14 protein-coding genes and 1 pseudogene are annotated in these 17,224 nt (G+C 61.9%); 11 read left to right on the plus strand and 4 right to left on the minus strand.

What is annotated here, in order from left to right:
* Positions 1-8: 8 nt before the first annotated feature.
* Positions 9-701, minus strand: coding sequence for a hypothetical protein (locus tag QME24_RS12985; RefSeq protein WP_054905541.1), 693 nt, complete (start codon positions 699-701; stop codon positions 9-11).
* 134 nt (positions 702-835) lie between these two features.
* Complete coding sequence (locus QME24_RS12990) at positions 836-1,252, minus strand: lysozyme inhibitor LprI family protein (protein ID WP_029886398.1); 417 nt, start codon at positions 1,250-1,252, stop codon at positions 836-838.
* 285 nt (positions 1,253-1,537) lie between these two features.
* Here QME24_RS12990 and QME24_RS12995 point away from each other — a divergent pair, with 285 nt between their 5' ends.
* The 7 genes from QME24_RS12995 (at position 1,538) to QME24_RS13025 (ending at position 10,778) form a co-directional block, all read left to right on the plus strand.
* On the plus strand, positions 1,538-2,515 hold the full coding sequence (locus QME24_RS12995) for a dipeptidase (protein ID WP_009682902.1): 978 nt from the start codon (positions 1,538-1,540) through the stop codon (positions 2,513-2,515).
* A gap of 77 nt (positions 2,516-2,592) precedes the next feature.
* The gene (locus QME24_RS13000; protein ID WP_029886397.1) at positions 2,593-3,123 is read left to right on the plus strand and encodes a DUF5943 domain-containing protein; all 531 of its coding nucleotides are present in this window, start codon (positions 2,593-2,595) and stop codon (positions 3,121-3,123) included.
* A 15-nt stretch (positions 3,124-3,138) separates the two neighbouring features.
* Entirely contained in the window at positions 3,139-5,199 is a 2,061-nt protein-coding gene (dgcA, locus tag QME24_RS13005; protein WP_019096852.1) for a dimethylglycine demethylation protein DgcA, read from the plus strand.
* Between the two features lie 205 nt (positions 5,200-5,404).
* On the plus strand, positions 5,405-7,357 hold the full coding sequence (dgcB, locus tag QME24_RS13010) for a dimethylglycine demethylation protein DgcB (protein ID WP_009682905.1): 1,953 nt from the start codon (positions 5,405-5,407) through the stop codon (positions 7,355-7,357).
* The gene (locus QME24_RS13015) at positions 7,357-8,589 is read left to right on the plus strand and encodes an electron transfer flavoprotein subunit alpha/FixB family protein (RefSeq protein ID WP_029886396.1); all 1,233 of its coding nucleotides are present in this window, start codon (positions 7,357-7,359) and stop codon (positions 8,587-8,589) included. The genes dgcB and QME24_RS13015 overlap by 1 nt, the downstream gene beginning before the upstream one ends.
* A gap of 10 nt (positions 8,590-8,599) precedes the next feature.
* A complete protein-coding gene (locus tag QME24_RS13020; RefSeq protein ID WP_003255694.1) occupies positions 8,600-9,370 on the plus strand; it encodes an electron transfer flavoprotein subunit beta in 771 nt (256 codons plus the stop codon).
* A gap of 571 nt (positions 9,371-9,941) precedes the next feature.
* Positions 9,942-10,778 (plus strand): RHS repeat-associated core domain-containing protein, encoded by an 837-nt coding sequence (locus QME24_RS13025; protein WP_232892259.1) that lies wholly within the window; start codon positions 9,942-9,944, stop codon positions 10,776-10,778.
* 79 nt (positions 10,779-10,857) lie between these two features.
* Here the strand turns inward: QME24_RS13025 and gbcA are convergent, their stop codons facing one another.
* On the minus strand, positions 10,858-12,150 hold the full coding sequence (gene gbcA, locus QME24_RS13030) for a glycine-betaine demethylase subunit GbcA (RefSeq protein ID WP_009682910.1): 1,293 nt from the start codon (positions 12,148-12,150) through the stop codon (positions 10,858-10,860).
* A 295-nt stretch (positions 12,151-12,445) separates the two neighbouring features.
* On the opposite strand from gbcA, the gene gbcB reads away from it, so the two are divergent.
* Positions 12,446-13,546 carry a glycine-betaine demethylase subunit GbcB gene (gene gbcB / locus QME24_RS13035; RefSeq protein WP_009682911.1) on the plus strand — a complete coding sequence of 367 codons (1,101 nt, stop codon included), beginning with the start codon at positions 12,446-12,448 and terminating at the stop codon, positions 13,544-13,546.
* A 116-nt stretch (positions 13,547-13,662) separates the two neighbouring features.
* Here the strand turns inward: gbcB and QME24_RS13040 are convergent.
* Positions 13,663-14,142, minus strand: a pseudogene (locus QME24_RS13040) (MCP four helix bundle domain-containing protein); the annotation flags it as partial.
* A 279-nt stretch (positions 14,143-14,421) separates the two neighbouring features.
* Here QME24_RS13040 and QME24_RS13045 point away from each other — a divergent pair.
* The 3 genes from QME24_RS13045 (at position 14,422) to QME24_RS13055 (ending at position 17,091) form a co-directional block, all read left to right on the plus strand.
* Positions 14,422-14,652: a hypothetical protein gene (locus QME24_RS13045; RefSeq protein WP_009683367.1), complete on the plus strand. Its 231-nt coding sequence runs from the start codon at positions 14,422-14,424 to the stop codon at positions 14,650-14,652.
* The gene (locus tag QME24_RS13050) at positions 14,649-14,951 is read left to right on the plus strand and encodes a cell division protein ZapA (protein WP_232892613.1); all 303 of its coding nucleotides are present in this window, start codon (positions 14,649-14,651) and stop codon (positions 14,949-14,951) included. Before QME24_RS13045 ends, QME24_RS13050 begins: the two co-directional genes overlap by 4 nt.
* 202 nt (positions 14,952-15,153) lie before the next feature.
* Positions 15,154-17,091 carry a methyl-accepting chemotaxis protein gene (locus QME24_RS13055; RefSeq protein WP_054906169.1) on the plus strand — a complete coding sequence of 646 codons (1,938 nt, stop codon included), beginning with the start codon at positions 15,154-15,156 and terminating at the stop codon, positions 17,089-17,091.
* Positions 17,092-17,224 lie beyond the last annotated feature (133 nt).

The raw sequence follows: 17,224 nt of genomic DNA on the forward strand, positions 1-17,224 counted from the left end.
CTCGCTCATCAGCTAGTGAAAAACTCGCCGAGGTCTTTTTTGACTTTCTCGTTCACAAGTTCCCGCGCAGCGTCGAAGTGACGAACGCTGAACGTGCCTTGTTGCGAAGCGCGGTAGACGCGGGTAGACGTTCTGTCGACCTTGCGGGTCAGGGCGCCCTCACGCTCGATCTTCGAGTCGTAGCTGGCCTGGAAGCTGGTCATGTACATGGCGGGCAGGCCTTGTGGCGTCATTTCGCACTGGGCTACCACGAAGTTGCTCGATTTGCCGGATTCGCTATGGCTGTGCTTTTCCAGGTGTGCCTTGACTTCCGGCTTCTGCACGACAACCTGCAGAGCACGCCTGGCGCAAGCGGCGCGGCGAGGGTCCGCGGCAACGCTGATGGTGACGGACTTGGTGATCAGCTCTGCCAGGGTCAGGTTGTCCTCATCAATGGCATCTTCGGCATGTGCAGTACCTGTCATGGTCCAGCCGAATTTAATCAGGCCATCGTTGTAGAAGTTGTACCACTCGCGCTGCTGGGTTTCCTTGTCGAACTTCTTGTTGGCCAGTGCGGTCATCAAGCCCAGGCCGGACAGGATGTCTTGGGCAACGTCGGCGGGCACATTGTCAGCGAAAACGCAGATGGCCTGGCCGGTAGCGGCAACGCGCTCCTGCCCCTCTTTGCGGATTTTTTCCATTTCAACTTTGATGTCAGCCACTTTGTAATTCCTTGATAGTTTTGAATTTCAAGACACACATGCTGAGCACGTGGTCTGAGGGCACTATCGAGCAACGACGCAGGGAGCATCAGCGGCATGTTGTTCCTCGGGCGTTGGTCCTTCTCTGGTGCTGATCAATCTTCGGGGGCTGGCTCGTCACCGTCTTGCAGGCCCAGGCCGCGCAGGTATTCCGCCCGCTCATCGCTGCGCTGTGCAATGCAGCTGTTCCAGGCAGTCTGGTAGGCCTTGCTGCCTGGCTGTTCAGCGTGGGTTTCGACCTTGCAGTCTGCATCACGCAGTTGACGCCAGAGTTGCTCGGCTGCCTCTATTCGCGACATCAGGCCGGCTTCGTCGCCGAACTGGTCACGCATGCGTGCGGCGAGTTCGTCGTAGGCCGACTGCAGCTCACGCTCGGCGACCTGCTTGTTGAATGCTGCGCAGGCGAAGGTTTGCTGGTCGGTTTCCACATTGTCGCAAGGCGTGCTTTCTTCCTCGCTGGCCTGGGCCCCGCTCACAACGGCCAGCAGCGCCAGCCATGCCATTGATTTCATCCTTTTTCTCCTCACCTGGCTGTCGAATCGCAGGGATTCTCGCTCAGCCTGCGCTCTGGCGGTAGCTACCTGACCAAATGTTCATGAAGTGGCCGCAAATGCCGTTGTCGAGACTGTCTCGCATCGCCAGCCCGCGCGCCAGATGCCCTGTTGTCGCGCATTGACGCTTTCGGCAAACCCCCTGTCGTTTTTGCATCGGGGCGCCTTTGGGCACAGGCATATGCTGGCCCCAAAGCGCCGGCACAAGGTTTGGCGCCAACCCATTCGATAAAAGGGGACAGCCTGATGAGCCCAGCCGAACTTCACGCCGACAGTATCGTCATTGACGGCCTGATCATTGCCAAGTGGAACCGCGAGCTGTTCGAGGACATGCGCAAAGGCGGGCTCACTGCGGCCAACTGCACGGTATCGGTGTGGGAAGGGTTCAAGGCAACCGTCGACCAGATCGCCGCCAGCCAGAAGCTGATCCGCGACAACAGCGACCTGGTAATGCCGGTGCGCACTACCGCCGACATCCGCAAGGCCAAGGAACTGGGCAAGACCGGCATTCTCTTCGGCTTCCAGAACGCCCATGCCTTCGAAGACCAGATCGCCTACGTCGACGTGTTCAAGCAACTGGGCGTTGGCATCGTGCAGATGTGCTACAACACCCAGAACCTGGTGGGCACCGGTTGCTACGAGCGCGACGGCGGCCTGTCGGGCTTTGGTCGCGAGATCGTCGCCGAAATGAACCGCGTCGGCATCATGTGCGACCTGTCCCACGTCGGCTCCAAAACCTCCGAAGAAGTCATTCTCGAATCGAAAAAGCCGGTGTGCTACTCGCACTGCCTGCCATCGGGCCTCAAGGAGCACCCGCGCAACAAGTCCGACGCCGAGCTGAAGTTCATCGCCGACCACGGCGGCTTCGTTGGCGTGACCATGTTCGCCCCGTTCCTGGCCAAGGGTATCGATTCGACCATCGACGACTACGCCGAAGCCATCGAGTACACCATGAACATCGTGGGTGAAGACGCGATCGGCATCGGTACCGACTTTACCCAAGGCCACGGCCAGGACTTCTTCGAGTACCTGACCCACGACAAGGGTTACGCCCGCCGCCTGACCAACTTCGGCAAGATCATCAACCCGCTGGGTATCCGTACCGTGGGTGAATTCCCCAACCTCACCGAAACCTTGCTCAAGCGCGGCCACTCCGAGCGCGTGGTGCGCAAGATCATGGGCGAGAACTGGGTCAACGTCCTCAAGGACGTGTGGGGCGAATAAGCCGCTCTCCAAGCCTGAATGCCCCTGCCAGCAACGCCGGGGCACCCAAACAAAAATTTTTATGGAGTTGAGTTTCCATGGCCAAAATCGCCCCGCAATTGCCAATCGAAGTCGACAGCGAGACCGGTGTCTGGACCAGCGACGCCCTGCCGATGCTGTACGTGCCGCGCCATTTCTTCGTCAACAACCACATGGGTATCGAAGAGGTACTGGGCGCCGACAAGTACGCCGAGATTCTCTACAAGGCCGGCTACAAGTCCGCCTGGCACTGGTGTGAAAAAGAAGCCGAATGCCATGGCCTGGAAGGCGTGGCGGTGTTCGAGCATTACATGAAGCGCCTGAGCCAGCGTGGCTGGGGCCTGTTCGAGATCCAGGACATCGACCTGGATAAGGGCACCTGCAGCGTCAAGCTCAAGCACTCGGCGTTCGTGTACGTCTATGGCAAGTGCGGCCGCAAGGTCGACTACATGTTCACCGGCTGGTTCGCCGGCGCCATGGACCAGATTCTCGCTGCCCGCGGCAGCGCTATCCGCACTGTGGCCGAACAGGTCTATGGCGGGTCGGAAGAAGGCCACGAAGATGGCCTGTTCGTTACAAAGCCGTTGTAAGCCGGAGATAGCGTCATGGCATTCGAAGCAATGTTCCAGCCGATCCAGATCGGCAAACTGACCATCCGCAACCGCGTGCTCAGCACCGCGCACGCCGAGGTCTACGCCACTGACGGCGGCATGACGACCGACCGCTATGTGAAGTATTACGAAGAAAAGGCCAAGGGCGGTATCGGCCTGGCGATCTGCGGCGGTTCGTCGGTGGTGGCCATCGACAGCCCCCAGGAATGGTGGGCATCGGTCAACCTTTCCACCGACCGCATCATCCCGCACTTCCAGAACCTGGCCGACGCCATGCACAAGCATGGGGCCAAGATCATGATCCAGATTACCCACATGGGCCGCCGCTCGCGCTGGGACGGCTTCAACTGGCCGACCCTGATGTCGCCTTCGGGTATTCGCGAACCGGTGCACCGCGCCACCTGCAAGACCATCGAGGTGGAAGAGATCTGGCGGGTGATCGGCAACTACGCCCAGGCCGCGCGTCGCGCCAAAGAGGGCGGCCTGGACGGTGTCGAGCTGTCGGCAGTGCACCAGCACATGATCGACCAGTTCTGGAGCCCGCGGGTCAACAAGCGTACCGACGAATGGGGCGGCACGTTCGAGGGCCGCATGAAGTTCGGCCTGGAAGTGCTGAAGGCTGTGCGCGCCGAAGTCGGTGACGATTTCTGCGTGGGCATGCGTATCTGTGGCGACGAGTTCCACCCCGATGGCCTCAGCCACGAAGACATGAAGCAGATCGCGGCCTACTACGACGCGACCGGCATGCTGGACTTCATCGGTGTGGTCGGCTCGGGTTGCGACACCCACAACACCCTGGCCAACGTCATCCCGAACATGAGCTACCCGCCAGAGCCGTTCCTGCACCTGGCGGCCGGTATCAAGGAAGTGGTCAAGGTACCCGTGCTGCACGCACAGAACATCAAGGACCCGAACCAGGCCACGCGCATTCTCGAAGGCGGCTACGTGGACATGGTCGGCATGACCCGTGCGCACATGGCCGACCCGCACCTGATCGCCAAGATCAAGATGGGCCAGATCGACCAGATCAAGCAGTGCGTCGGTGCCAACTATTGCATCGACCGCCAGTACCAGGGCCTGGATGTGCTGTGCATCCAGAACGCCGCCACCTCCCGTGAATACATGGGCGTGCCGCACATCATCGAGAAGACCACTGGCGTGAAGCGCAAGGTGGTGGTGGTAGGTGCCGGCCCGGCGGGCATGGAAGCGGCCCGCGTGGCCGCCGAGCGTGGCCACGATGTGACCCTGTTCGAGAAGAAGGACCAGATCGGCGGGCAGATCACCATCGCCGCCAAGGCACCGCAACGTGACCAGATTGCCGGTATCACCCGCTGGTACCAGCTGGAACTGGCGCGCCTGAAGGTCGACTTGCGCCTGGGCACCGCCGCCGACGTGGCGACGATCCAGGACCTGCGCCCGGACGTGATCGTGCTGGCGGTAGGTGGCCACTCGTTCCTTGAGCAGAACGAACACTGGGGCGCCGCCGAAGGGCTGGTGGTCAGCAGCTGGGACGTACTCGACGGCAAGGTTGCGCCGGGCAAGAACGTGCTGGTGTACGACACCATCTGCGAGTTCACCGGCATGTCGGTGGCCGACTTCATCGCCGACAAGGGCAGCCAGGTCGAGATCGTCACCGACGATATCAAGCCGGGCGTCGCCATGGGCGGTACTACCTTCCCGACCTACTACCGCAGCATGTACCCGAAAGAAGTGATCATGACCGGCGACATGATGCTGGAAAAGGTCTACCGCGAAGGCGACAAGCTGGTGGCGGTGCTGGAGAACGAGTACACCGGCGCCAAGGAAGAGCGCGTGGTTGACCAGGTGGTGGTGGAAAACGGCGTGCGCCCTGACGAGCAGCTGTATTACGCGCTGAAGGAAGGTTCGCGCAACAAAGGCCAGATCGACGTGGAGGCGCTGTTCGCCATCAAGCCACAGCCGATCCTCAGCCAGCCGGGCGAAGGCTACCTGCTGTACCGCATCGGTGACTGCGTGGCCCAGCGCAACGTGCATGCGGCGATCTACGACGCCTTGCGCCTGTGCAAGGACTTCTGATCGCACCGTCTATCTAGAGACGGGACTGGCCCCCCTGTAGGAGCGGCCTTGTGTCGCGAAAGGGCTGCGAAGCGGCCCCAGCAATTCATCAGCGCTGAGAATGCTGGGGCCGCTTCAGGGCCCTTTCGCGACACAAGGCCGCTCCTACAGGGGTCCGCGCCGCCCTTGAGGTGGCGCAAGAATCCAGCTGTTGTGGGAGCCTCCCATGTTGAACACCCTGTTACCCATCCTGCTGTTCGCTGCCCTTGGCCTGGCAGTGCTCGGCGCCTTGCGCCGGGTGCGTATGTGGCGACGTGGCCGGGCCTCCAAGGTCGACCTGATCGGCGGCCTGCTGGCCATGCCGCGCCGCTACCTGGTGGACCTGCACCATGTGGTCGAGCGCGACAAGTACATGTCCAAGACCCACGTGGCCACCGCAGGCGGCTTCGTGCTGTCGGCCGTGCTGGCGATCCTGGTGCACGGCTTTGGCCTGCAGAGCAAGATCCTTGGTTACGCGCTGCTGGTCGCCACGGTGATCATGTTCAGCGGTGCCATCTTTGTCTTCAAGCGCCGCCTCAACCCGCCTTCGCGCCTGTCCAAGGGCCCGTGGATGCGCCTGCCCAAGAGCCTCCTGGCGTTTGCCGTGAGTTTCTTCATCGCCACCCTGCCGGTTGCTGGCATCCTGCCGGCCAACACCGGTGGCTGGGTGATGGTCGGCATCCTTGGCCTGGGCGTGCTGTGGGGCGTGTCCGAGCTGTTCTTCGGCATGACCTGGGGCGGCCCGATGAAGCACGCCTTCGCCGGTGCCCTGCACCTGGCCTGGCACCGCCGCGCCGAACGCTTTGGCGGTGGCCGCTCCACCGGCCTCAAGCCACTGGACCTGGAAGACCCCAACGCGCCGCTGGGCGTGGAAAAACCGGTGGACTTCACCTGGAACCAATTGCTTGGCTTCGATGCCTGCGTACAGTGCGGCAAGTGCGAAGCCATGTGCCCGGCCTTTGCCGCTGGCCAGCCGTTGAACCCGAAAAAACTCATCCAGGACATGGTCATCGGCCTGGCCGGTGGCACCGACGCCCAGTTCGCCGGCAGCCCGTACCCTGGCAAGCCGATTGGCGAGCACGGCGGCAGCCCGCACCAGCCAATCGTCAATGGCCTGGTCGACGCTGAAACGCTGTGGTCGTGCACCACCTGCCGTGCCTGTGTCGAAGAGTGCCCGATGATGATCGAGCACGTCGATGCCATCGTCGACATGCGCCGCCACCTCACCCTGGAGAAGGGTGCCACGCCGAACAAGGGCGCCGAGGTGCTGGACAACCTGATCGCCACCGACAACCCTGGCGGTTTCGCGCCTGGCGGGCGTATGAACTGGGCCGCCGACCTCAACCTGCAACTGCTGTCGGAGGTGAAAACCACCGAGGTGCTGTTCTGGGTGGGCGATGGCGCATTCGACATGCGCAACCAGCGCACCTTGCGCTCGTTCGTCAAAGTGCTCAAGGCCTCGGGTGTCGACTTTGCCGTGCTTGGCCTGGAAGAACGCGACAGCGGCGACGTGGCGCGCCGCCTGGGCGACGAAGCGACCTTCCAGCAACTGGCCAAGCGCAATATCCAGACCCTGGCCAAGTACAAGTTCCAGCGTATCGTCACCTGCGACCCGCACAGCTTCCATGTGTTGAAGAACGAATACGGTGCATTGGGCGGCGACTACCAGGTGCAGCACCACAGCACTTACATTGCCGAGCTGATCGCGGCCAACAAGCTGAATTTGGGCCAGCACAAGGGCGGCAGCGTCACCTACCACGACCCGTGCTACCTGGGCCGTTACAACGGCGAGTACGAAGCCCCGCGTGCGGTGCTCAAGGCGCTGGGTATCGAAGTGCGCGAAATGGAGCGCTCGGGCTTCCGTTCGCGGTGCTGTGGCGGTGGCGGCGGTGCGCCGATCACCGACATCCCCGGCAAGCAGCGTATTCCGGACATGCGCATGGACGACATCCGCGAAACCAAGGCTGAGCTGGTAGCCGTGGGTTGCCCACAGTGCACTGCCATGCTCGAAGGCGTGGTCGAACCGCGCCCACAGATCAAGGACCTGGCCGAGCTGGTGGCTGATGTGTTGATCGAAGAAGACGCGCCTGCCGCCGCCAAGCCGCAAGCGGCCAAACGTGAACCTGCGGAGGTGCACTGATGAGCGACATTGTCCGCCGCGACCCACGCGCCGAGTGGATCGCCCGTAACCGTCTGCATCCGCTGCATGCTGCGATGCAGACGCAACAGACCAGCTGGATGGGCCCCAACGGCATCATCCGCAAGAACCCACATGCGCTCGCCGCAGGCTTTGTGGGCCCGGCCGGCCTCAAGCGTATCGACCGCAGTGGCGCCCAGCAGGGCACGGCTGTGGGCGGCCGACGCACCGCGGCGGCCGAGGTCAAGTTGCCGCTGCACCAGGTGCCTGAGCCGGCGTTCTACATTGCCGTGGTGCCAGACATGGTCGGCGGCCGCCTGAGCAGCCATGACCGCGACCTGCTCGGGTTGGCCCATAGCCTGGCCGGCAGCGACGGCGCCGTGCTGGCAGTGGTGTTTGGCGAACACAAGGAAAGCAACTTTTCCACAGCCGGTGTCGATCGCCTGCTGGTGCTCGAAGGCGAGGAATTCGCAGGTTATGCGCCGGAGCAACTGGTGCAGGGCCTGCGCGCTGTGGATAACCAGTTCACCCCGCGCCACTGGCTGCTGCCCGACAGCCGCAGCGGTGGCGGCGAACTGGGCCGGCGGCTGGGTGCGTCCCTGGGCGAACGCCCGGCGACGCGGGTCTGGCAGGTCAAGGACGGCCAGTGCATTGGCCGGGCCGGTGCCGGCCAGCAAGACCTGCAACGCGCCGTGCCACGGCTGATCCTGGCGGCGGCCGAGTGTGCCGAGCCGGTCAGCGAAACCCGCCATGAAGCGTTGCCGGTGGAGTTGTCCACAAGCATCGCGCGCAGCCTGTCGCGCATCGAGGACCTTGGCTCGGTAGCTGTAGACCCGGCCACCATCGCCATGGCCGAAGCCGAATTCATCGTCTCGGGCGGCAACGGCGTCAAGGACTGGGACCTGTACCACAAGGCCACAGCCGCCCTCGGCGCGACCGAAGGCGCCTCGCGGGTGGCGGTGGACGATGGCTTCATGCCGCGTAACCGTCAGGTGGGTGCCACCGGCACCTGGGTCACTGCACGGGTTTACGTGGCTGTGGGTATCTCGGGCGCGATCCAGCACCTGCAGGGCATCGGTGCCTGCGACAAGGTGGTGGCGATCAACATGGACCCGGGCTGCGACATGATCAAACGGGCTGACCTGTCGGTAATTGGCGACAGCTCGGCGATTCTCAAGGCGTTGATCGAAGCTGTGGACAACTACCGCAGCGGCGGCCAGCGCGACGCGGCATAAGGGCACGAGCATGAGTACGAAAGTGATCAGCCTGGTTTCCATCGGTGCCCACCCCAGCTCCGGCCGCGCCCGCCGCGCCGAACAGGATGCCCGCGCCGTGGAGCTGGGTTTGCAGCTGGCTGGGGATAACTTGCAGGTGGTGCATGCTGGCGATCCACAGGAAGAGGCTTTGCGCGCTTACCTGGGCATGGGCCTGGACCACCTCGATGTGCTGGAGCAACCGGCCGGTGCCGATGTGCTGGGCGTGCTGGGCGATTATCTGCGCGACGCCGGGGCCCAACTGGTGCTGACCGGCAGCCAGGCCGAGACCGGCGAGGGGTCGGGCATGTTACCGTTCCTGCTGGCGGAGAAGCTGGGTTGGCCGTTGATTGTAGGGTTGGCCGAGGTGGAGTCGATCGACAACGGCACCGCCCAGGTCCTGCAGGCTCTGCCACGTGGCCAGCGGCGCCGGCTGAAGGTTCGCCTGCCGCTGCTGGCGACTGTGGATAACGCCGCACCCAAGCCGCGCCAGAGTGCCTTTGGCCCGGCACGCCGGGGCGTATTGGCGGCACGTAACGTGGCCATCGTCGAAGACGAACTGCTGGCCGAGGCAGAGCTGCAACCGGCCCGGCCACGCCCCAAGCGGTTGAAGGTGATCAAGGCCAAGAGCGGTGCCGACCGCATGAAGGCAGCGACGGCCAAGGCCAGTGGGGGGGGCGGCAAGGTATTGAAGGACGTTTCTCCACAGGAAGGCGCCGAGGCCATCCTCAAGCTGCTGGTGGAAGAGGGCGTGCTGCGTTAAGGCTTCACGCGATCCCTTGTAGGAGCGGCCTTGCGTCGCGATGGGCTGCGCAGCAGCCCCGGCAATCTTGAGTCAGGCTCGAAATCCAGGGGCTGCTGCGCAGCCCATCGCGACATAAGACCGCTCCTGCAATGAATCGCGCAGGCTTGATCAGCGCTGACTCGGCTTATAAGTCATGGATGAGCCTGGCTCTATAGGGTTTTGCCCACAATCACTGTTAGCTGCTCTGTGGATAATCTGTTCGGTACTATCTGAAACCCGCGCAGGTCGTGGCTTGAGAAGAATTGATCAAAAAATAATCAAATTGAATCGGTGGCCTTCTGATTCATGATTATCAAGGTCTTGAATCGCTTATCCACAACCCAATCGCCGCGCTTTCGCGTTTTGCCCACAAACTCTGTTGGTGTTTCTGTGGGTAAGGTGTACGGAGTCTTCTGTAGCCCTACAGTCATGGCGCCTTGGTGGATTTGACCAAAAAATGATCAGCCATTTCCCCTGACATTTATGCCAGTAGGCAAACCTTCCTGTGACCGCTACGGTATTCCTGCCAGCTCATACCTGTGGATAACCTATGGCAACTTATTTATTGACGACAGATCTACAGCGCTCGGTGTTGCCAAGTCTGCACGCTTATTCACCCTACGGCTTCCGGAAAACCAGCCCAGCACCCGTCCTGGCTTTTGGTGGCCAGCGTCGCGATCCATTCACGGGCAGCTACCCGTTGGGCAATGGCCATCGTTTCTATAGCCCGACCCTGATGCGCTTCACGACTTGCGACTCACTCAGCCCCTTTTCCAAGGGAGGTATCAATGGGTATGTGTACTGTGGGGCAGATCCGGTAAACCGCCATGACCCAAGCGGCGCATTCTGGAGCGTTGTGCTAAGAACCATCGCCTTCCTGTCAAGCGGTGCCACCTTGGGTGGGGCGTTGGCACGTACTGGTCAAAATGTAGTGAAGCGCAGAGCCGCTTTTCGGGAAGCAGCTACCAATCGGGGGATGGAGAGTGGCGCTACTCATAGCGAGTTGCCCCATTTCAGCAGGGTTGCAAACCAGCAATTCCTCTTTACAGGGGGCACTGGTACTGCAGCGCAGCTGTACGCTGCGATCTCTGGTCTGAGCCCGGCCTCTCAGACGGCAACGGATGTACTGGGCTTGTTCAATGCAGGCACTAATCTGAGCGGCGGATACTTTGGCAACTATGTGTCAGCCAGTGACCTGGTCAAGTACCTGTGGCAATACCCGAGGGAAATCCCAGGAGTAGCTCTGGAGACGGTCATGGATGTCACGATGTTGGATGAGATGCTATCTAGCGTAGGCCGCGCATTTACTTATGTAGGGCGAGGGGTTGCAGCAGCTGCGGCCAGCATAAGGTCTTGGAGGACGGGCCCCTATGACGTCCCTGAATAGCAGTGATTTACAGTGATTTGGGCAAGCCTGACGCGCTCCGCCCAAAGCAGGCAGAGCGTTGTCAGGTGGCGGGTGATTCTTACTGCGCCTGCACTTCCTTCAGGTACGGCGCCGGCTCCGCTCCCAGGTTGTTCAACACCCGCTGGCTGTACCAGTCGATGAAGTTGACCACGCCAAACTCGTAAGTCTTCGAGTACGGCCCTGGCTGGTACGCGGTGGAGTTGATCCCGCGCTGGTTCTCTTCGGCCAGTCGACGGTCCTGGTCGTTGGTGGCGTCCCACACCTTGCGCATGTTTTCCGGGTTGTAGTCCACACCTTCCACAGCGTCCTTGTGCACCAGCCACTTGGTGGTGACCATGGTTTCCTGGGCACTGATCGGCCATACGGTGAACACGATCATGTGGTCGCCCATGCAGTGGTTCCACGAGTGCGGCAGGTGCAGGATGCGCATCGAGCCCAGGTCCGGGTTCTTGATGCGGCCCATCAGTTTCTGGCAGGCCTGCTTGCCGTCCATGGTCATCGACACGGTGCCCTTGAGCAGCGGCATGCGCACGATACGGTTACGCAGGCCATGGCTCTTGTGCAGGTAAGGGATCTTCTCGGCTTCCCAGGCGGCGGCAGAGGCGGCCACGTGGTCCTTGAATTCCTGGCTGGCGCGCGGGTCGTTTGTGTCGTCCCATTCCAGCAGGGTTTGCAGCAGCTCCGGGTGCGAACCGTTGCAGTGGTAGCACTCGCGGTTGTTTTCCAGTACCAGCTTCCAGTTGGCCTTTTCCATCAAGGTGGTCTGCACCGCCACCTTGGTGTTTTCCATGTCGTACGGTTCCATGTAGTGGTCCAGGGTGGCCAGGAACTCGTCGATGGCTGGCGGGTTCTGCGCCAGGCTGATGAAGATGTAGCCGCCAGCGACCTTCACGTTCACGGGCTTGAGGCCATACTGGTTCATGTCGAAGTCGGCACCCATCTCGGTGCCGGCGAACAGCAAGCGGCCGTCCAGCTCGTAGGTCCACTGGTGGTATGGGCACACCAGCTTGGCCACCTTGCCTTTTTCGCTGACGCACAGGCGTGAGCCGCGGTGGCGGCAGACGTTGTGGAAGGCATGCACCTTGCCTTCGGCACCGCGCACCACGATGATCGGGTTCTTGCCGATCTGCAGGGTGATGTAGTTGCCCTTGGCCGGGATCTCGCAGGTCATGCCGGCAATCAACCATTCCTTATGGAAGATTTCCTGCATGTCGATCTGGAACAGACGCTCGTCGGTGTAGAACGGCTGGGGCAGCGAGTAGGTGCGCTCGCGGGTCTGCAGCATCTCGGCGGTAGCCTTGCGTGCAGGTTCAAGTGGATCGCCCAGGCTCAGGGTTGCGGTGACGTCCATCGTGTATTCCTCGGGGCCGTGCGCGGCCGGCAAAAGGTGGCTAATCGTTGTGGTGGTGCCGCAAGGCTGTCGTTGACAAAACAGCATGTTGTTTTGCCGTGGAGTGTGCGTCCGAAGACGTCGTGAACCGTATCCATGGGCGACATGGCCGAATTGAATAACGACGCGCCAGGCCTTGTGCCACGGGCCTGGTCGCGATAAGCACGTCGATGTCGCAGGCAGGAATGTGCGTCGTGTTCAGCTTGCGCATTATCGCAGCCATAAAAAGGGCCATAGTCGGCCGCTGGAGATGAACATGTCCGATACCTTCCTCAATCCGGTCACTACCCAGACCTGGGCCAATGGCCGCCACATCGTGCGCTGCGTCAAGGTCATCCAGGAGACCTGGGACGTGCGCACCTTCTGCTTCATGGCCGACCAGCCAATCATGTTCTTCTTCAAGCCAGGGCAGTTCGTCACCCTGGAGCTGGAGATCGAAGGCAAGCCGGTGATGCGTTCCTATACCATCTCCAGTTCGCCATCGGTGCCGTACAGCTTCTCGATCACCGTCAAGCGCGTGCCGGGCGGGCTGGTCTCGAACTTCCTGCACGACACCATGCACGAAGGCCTCGAGGTGCCGGTACACGGCCCTGTGGGCCTGTTCAATGCCATCGACTTCCCTTCGGGCAAGGTGCTGTACCTGTCGGGCGGCGTGGGCATTACCCCGGTGATGTCGATGGCGCGCTGGTTCTACGACACCAACGCCAATGTCGACATGGTGTTCGTGCACAGCGCCCGCTCGCCGAAGGACATCATCTACCACCGCGAGCTGGAGCAGATGGCTTCGCGCATCCCCAACTTCAGCCTGCACATCATTTGCGAAAAGCACGGCCTGGGTGAGCCGTGGGCGGGTTACCGCGGTTACCTGAACCAGCGGCTGATGGAGCTGATCGCGCCGGACTACATGGAGCGCGTGGTGTTCTGCTGCGGCCCGACGCCGTACATGAACGCGGTCAAGCGCCTGCTGGAAGCGGTCGGCTTCGACATGGCCAATTACCACGAGGAATCGTTCGGCGCCACGCCGCCGGAGGCCAAGGCCGACGCCGTGGAACACGCCGAGCAGGCGGCCGATGCCCCAGAGCTGGACGTCTCCGACCTCAACCTAGTGGAGTTCATCGGCAGCGAGAAGAGCATTCGCATTGCCCCGGGCGAGACCGTGCATGCCGCGGCAGCCAAGGTTGGCCTGATGATCCCGAAAGCCTGCGGCATGGGCATTTGCGGTACGTGCAAGGTGCTCAAGCTGGGTGGCGAAGTGGAAATGGAGCACAACGGCGGCATCACCGAAGAGGACGAAGCCGAAGGCTACATCCTGTCGTGCTGCAGCGTGCCGAAAGGGGATGTGCGGATCGATTACTGATCCGAAATCGGGGGGCTGCTGCGCAGCCCATCGCGACACAAGGCCGCTCCCACAGGCGATCGCGGTCCCTTGTAGGAGCGGCCTTGTGTCGCGATGGGCCGCAAAGCGGCCCCAGGTAGCAGGGTGTCCATGACCTTGTTCATCTGCTCGGAGTTGGCCATCAGGTCGCGGTTCAGCATGTCGCTCAGTTCATCGAGGTGGTTCTCCTGGCTGAGGGTGCGCATACGCGACTCAAGTTGGCGGTATTGGCTGAGCTGGTCGAAGGCTGCCTGTTCGTCGTCGGCGCGGATCATGGGCACGTAGGCCTCGCGGGCGCGGTCCATCTGGGCATTGCGCTGGTCGAGCAGGTTCAGGGTATCGCGCTGGGTCTGGGCATCGCGGTTGACCAGCAGGCGGTACGAGAGCGTGCGCATGCGCAGGTTCAGCTCATCCAGAATCTTGATGCTCGGTACGTTGTCCTGCTCGATGACCTCGCCTGCCTGGCGGATGTTGCCCATTTGGACCAGCAAAAAGATGCCGAGGCCGAGCATCAACAGGCCAATCAACGCGAAGCCAAGTAGCGCGCGCGGGGCGATATTCATGTTGCGTAGAGACATGGCAGAAGGGTTCCAGGCAAGGAAGAGGAGGGGTGCTGGAGGTGCGACGAAATGGGGCTTGCCGGGCTATTGGACGTGGCCGCCGAGTCTTGAGTGCGGCTGCGAAATAATTATGAGGGCGCTAACCATTTCCTGACCGGCGGTTGACCCAGGTCGGAACAAGGGGGTGGTTCCTCTGTCAATCTGCGGGTCAGCAACCCTGTGAATCCGATATTTAATGGCGATGGGCGGCAGTTTTCTTTATCGTGTGCGCCCCTCGCAACAACCTGAGATAGACCCATGCTGGAAGCTTCCCTGAATCAAATCGAGCAACTGGTCAGCGACCTGATGCAGAAGAACGCTCAACTTGCCGAGCAGAACACCGCCCTTGGCCAGGAACTGGCCCAGGCCAAGGAAGAAAACGAAACCCTGCAGCTGTCGCTGATGGAGCAGGAAGAAAAGAATGGCGCCACCGCCGCACGCATCCAGGCCCTGGTTGAGCGCGCCAGTGCGGGCGTTGTCGGCGCATGAGACTGCAAGAGCAGCCGATCAATGTCGTGTCGATTCTCGGCATCGACTATTCGATCAAGGCGCCCGAAGGCCAGGAAGAAACCTTGGCCCAGGCGGCACGGATGCTCAACACTGCCCTTAACGAAACCAAGCGCCAGTACCCGACATTGATCGGTGACAAGCTGTTGGTACTGGCTGCCCTCAACCTTTGCTCCAGGCAGGTCGAGTTGCAGAAAGAACACCAGCAAACCCTGGCGCGCACCCAGGCGCAGATCGACGCGACCGTGGATGCCATCGTCCGCACAATCGCAGAGTCCTGATCGGTCCTTTGGGCGCTGCGCGCCCCTCCGCCAAACAAGGCCGCACCTACAGGTTGACCCGACCCCCGTAGGTGCGGCCTTGTGTCGCGATGGGCTGCAAAGCAGCCCCAAGTTCCAGTGCATTGTCTCCAACGACTGGATTAACTGAATACTCAAGTGTATACACTTCTCGCAAAACAATAATGTTGCGGGGGGGTAGGGCATGGGTTTCTGGCGCAAGAGCATCCAGTGGCAATTGATAACCAGCATGGGTGGTGCCTTGCTGGCGAGCATCCTGGTGGTGGTCATCATCTTCACCGTGGCGCTCAATCGCCTCACCGAGCGTTACCTGGTGGACACCGCCCTGCCGGCCAGCATCGAGGCCATCCGCAACGAAATCGAACACATGCTGGGCCAGCCGCTGGTGGCAGCGGCGGACATTGCCGGCAATACCCTGCTGCGCGACTGGCTTGCCGCCGGTGAAGACCCCGCCCAGGTCCCGCAGTTTCTCGAATACCTCACGGCAGCCAAGCAGCGCAACCGGGCGTTCACCACCCTGTTCGTGGCGACCGAAACCGGCCATTACTACAACGAAAATGGCCTGGACCGAACCCTCGACCGCAGCAACCCCAAGGACAGCTGGTTCTACGGCTACGTCGACAGCGGTGCCGAGCGGTTCATCAACATCGATGTCGACGGCTCTACGGGCGAGCTGGCGCTGTTCATCGACTACCGCGTGGAAAAGAACGGCCGGTTGGTCGGCGTGGCCGGTATGGGCCTGCAAATGACCGAGCTGTCGAAACTGATCCACGACTTCAGTTTCGGCGAGCATGGCAAGGTATTTCTGGTGCGCAACGATGGCCTTGTCCAGGTGCACCCGGAAGCAGCGTTAAGTGGCAAGCGCCAGCTCGGCGAGCAGCTTGGCGCCCAGGCCGCCAAGGCGGTACTGAGCGGCGGCGCCAGCCTGCGCAGCGGCCGCTTCGAGCGTGACGGCGAACAATACCTGGCCTTTGGCTTGCCTTTGCGTGACCTGAACTGGACCTTGGTCGCCGAAGTGCCGGAAGCGGAAATCTACGCCCCCATGCAACAGGCGGTATGGCTGACCAGCCTGATTGGTGGCGCCGTAGCCTTGGTATCGTTGCTGCTGGTGGTGTTGCTGGCACGCGGCCTGGTGCGGCCGCTGCGGCGCGTCACCGCTGCGCTGGTGCAGATTGGCAGCGGTGCGGGCGACCTCAGCCAGCGCCTGGATGACTCACGCCCGGATGAGCTGGGCGACCTGGCCCGTGGCTTCAACCGCTTCCAGGGCAGCCAGCGCGACCTGATCGGCGAGGTACTGAATACTTCCGAGCGCCTGCACCGGGCCGTGGAGCAGGTGACGCAGGTAGTGGACAACACCGCCGAGCGCTCTGGGCGCCAGCAAGACATGACCGCAATGGTCGCCACCGCCGTGCACGAGATGGGCCTGACCGTGCAGGACATTGCGCGCAACGCCGGTCAGGCAGCTCAAGCGTCGCAGGCGGCACGGGATGAGGCATTGCAGGCGCGCGAGGTGGTGCAGCGGTCGGTCCGGGGCATCGAGGGCATGTCGGGCGACATTGGCAAGGCCGCCGATGCAGTCAGCCAGTTGGCTGATGAAGTGGCCTCGATCGATGAAGTATTGGCGGTAATCCGCAGTATTTCCGAGCAGACCAACCTGTTGGCGCTGAATGCTGCCATCGAAGCCGCGCGGGCAGGGGACATGGGTCGCGGTTTTGCCGTGGTCGCCGATGAAGTACGGACGCTGGCCCGGCGCACGCAGTTGTCCACCGATGAAGTGCAGCAGATGATCCAGCGCCTCAAGCAAGGGGCAGGTTCTGCGGTGACCTCGATGCAGGCAGGGCAGCAGGCGACGGGCACCGGTGTGGAAGCGAGCCAGCGTACAGGGGCGTCGCTGGGTGCGATTACTGATCAGGTGGAGCACATCAGCGACATGAACCACCAGGTGGCTACGGCGACTGAAGAGCAGTCGGCGGTGACCGAGGAAATCAACCGCACGGTGCAGGGGATTTCCGATCTGGCGCGGGAGACGGCGGCCGAGGTGCAAGGGTGCCGGGAGGAATGTCAGGCGTTGCGTAGCTTGGCTGATGACCTGGCGCGGCAGATGGGTGGGTTCAAACTTTAGATTGGGGTTGGCCTCTTCGCGGGCTTGCCCGCTCCCACAGGTTGGACTGCCCCCAGTAAGTTGGACAGTTTCAGCTAGCAGCCCCTGCAGCATGAGCCCTGTATTTCACAGGGCTCATGCCATTGAGCTTTAG

This window comes from Pseudomonas sp. PARCl1 (genome assembly GCF_947311875.1).
Lineage (GTDB): Bacteria > Pseudomonadota > Gammaproteobacteria > Pseudomonadales > Pseudomonadaceae > Aquipseudomonas > Aquipseudomonas juntendi.

What these genes read in the sequence shown, in the direction of transcription:
- gbcB (WP_009682911.1), top strand. Translation starts at nt 12,446, where the DNA reads ATGTCCGATACCTTCCTCAATCCGGTCACTACCCAGACCTGGGCCAAT.
- QME24_RS13045 (WP_009683367.1), top strand. Translation starts at nt 14,422, where the DNA reads ATGCTGGAAGCTTCCCTGAATCAAATCGAGCAACTGGTCAGCGACCTG.
- gbcA (WP_009682910.1), bottom strand. Translation starts at nt 12,150, where the DNA reads ATGGACGTCACCGCAACCCTGAGCCTGGGCGATCCACTTGAACCTGCA.
- QME24_RS13050 (WP_232892613.1), top strand. Translation starts at nt 14,649, where the DNA reads ATGAGACTGCAAGAGCAGCCGATCAATGTCGTGTCGATTCTCGGCATC.
- QME24_RS13025 (WP_232892259.1), top strand. Translation starts at nt 9,942, where the DNA reads ATGGCAACTTATTTATTGACGACAGATCTACAGCGCTCGGTGTTGCCA.
- QME24_RS13000 (WP_029886397.1), top strand. Translation starts at nt 2,593, where the DNA reads ATGGCCAAAATCGCCCCGCAATTGCCAATCGAAGTCGACAGCGAGACC.
- QME24_RS13015 (WP_029886396.1), top strand. Translation starts at nt 7,357, where the DNA reads ATGAGCGACATTGTCCGCCGCGACCCACGCGCCGAGTGGATCGCCCGT.
- QME24_RS12995 (WP_009682902.1), top strand. Translation starts at nt 1,538, where the DNA reads ATGAGCCCAGCCGAACTTCACGCCGACAGTATCGTCATTGACGGCCTG.
- dgcB (WP_009682905.1), top strand. Translation starts at nt 5,405, where the DNA reads ATGTTGAACACCCTGTTACCCATCCTGCTGTTCGCTGCCCTTGGCCTG.
- dgcA (WP_019096852.1), top strand. Translation starts at nt 3,139, where the DNA reads ATGGCATTCGAAGCAATGTTCCAGCCGATCCAGATCGGCAAACTGACC.
- QME24_RS13055 (WP_054906169.1), top strand. Translation starts at nt 15,154, where the DNA reads ATGGGTTTCTGGCGCAAGAGCATCCAGTGGCAATTGATAACCAGCATG.
- QME24_RS12990 (WP_029886398.1), bottom strand. Translation starts at nt 1,252, where the DNA reads ATGAAATCAATGGCATGGCTGGCGCTGCTGGCCGTTGTGAGCGGGGCC.
- QME24_RS13020 (WP_003255694.1), top strand. Translation starts at nt 8,600, where the DNA reads ATGAGTACGAAAGTGATCAGCCTGGTTTCCATCGGTGCCCACCCCAGC.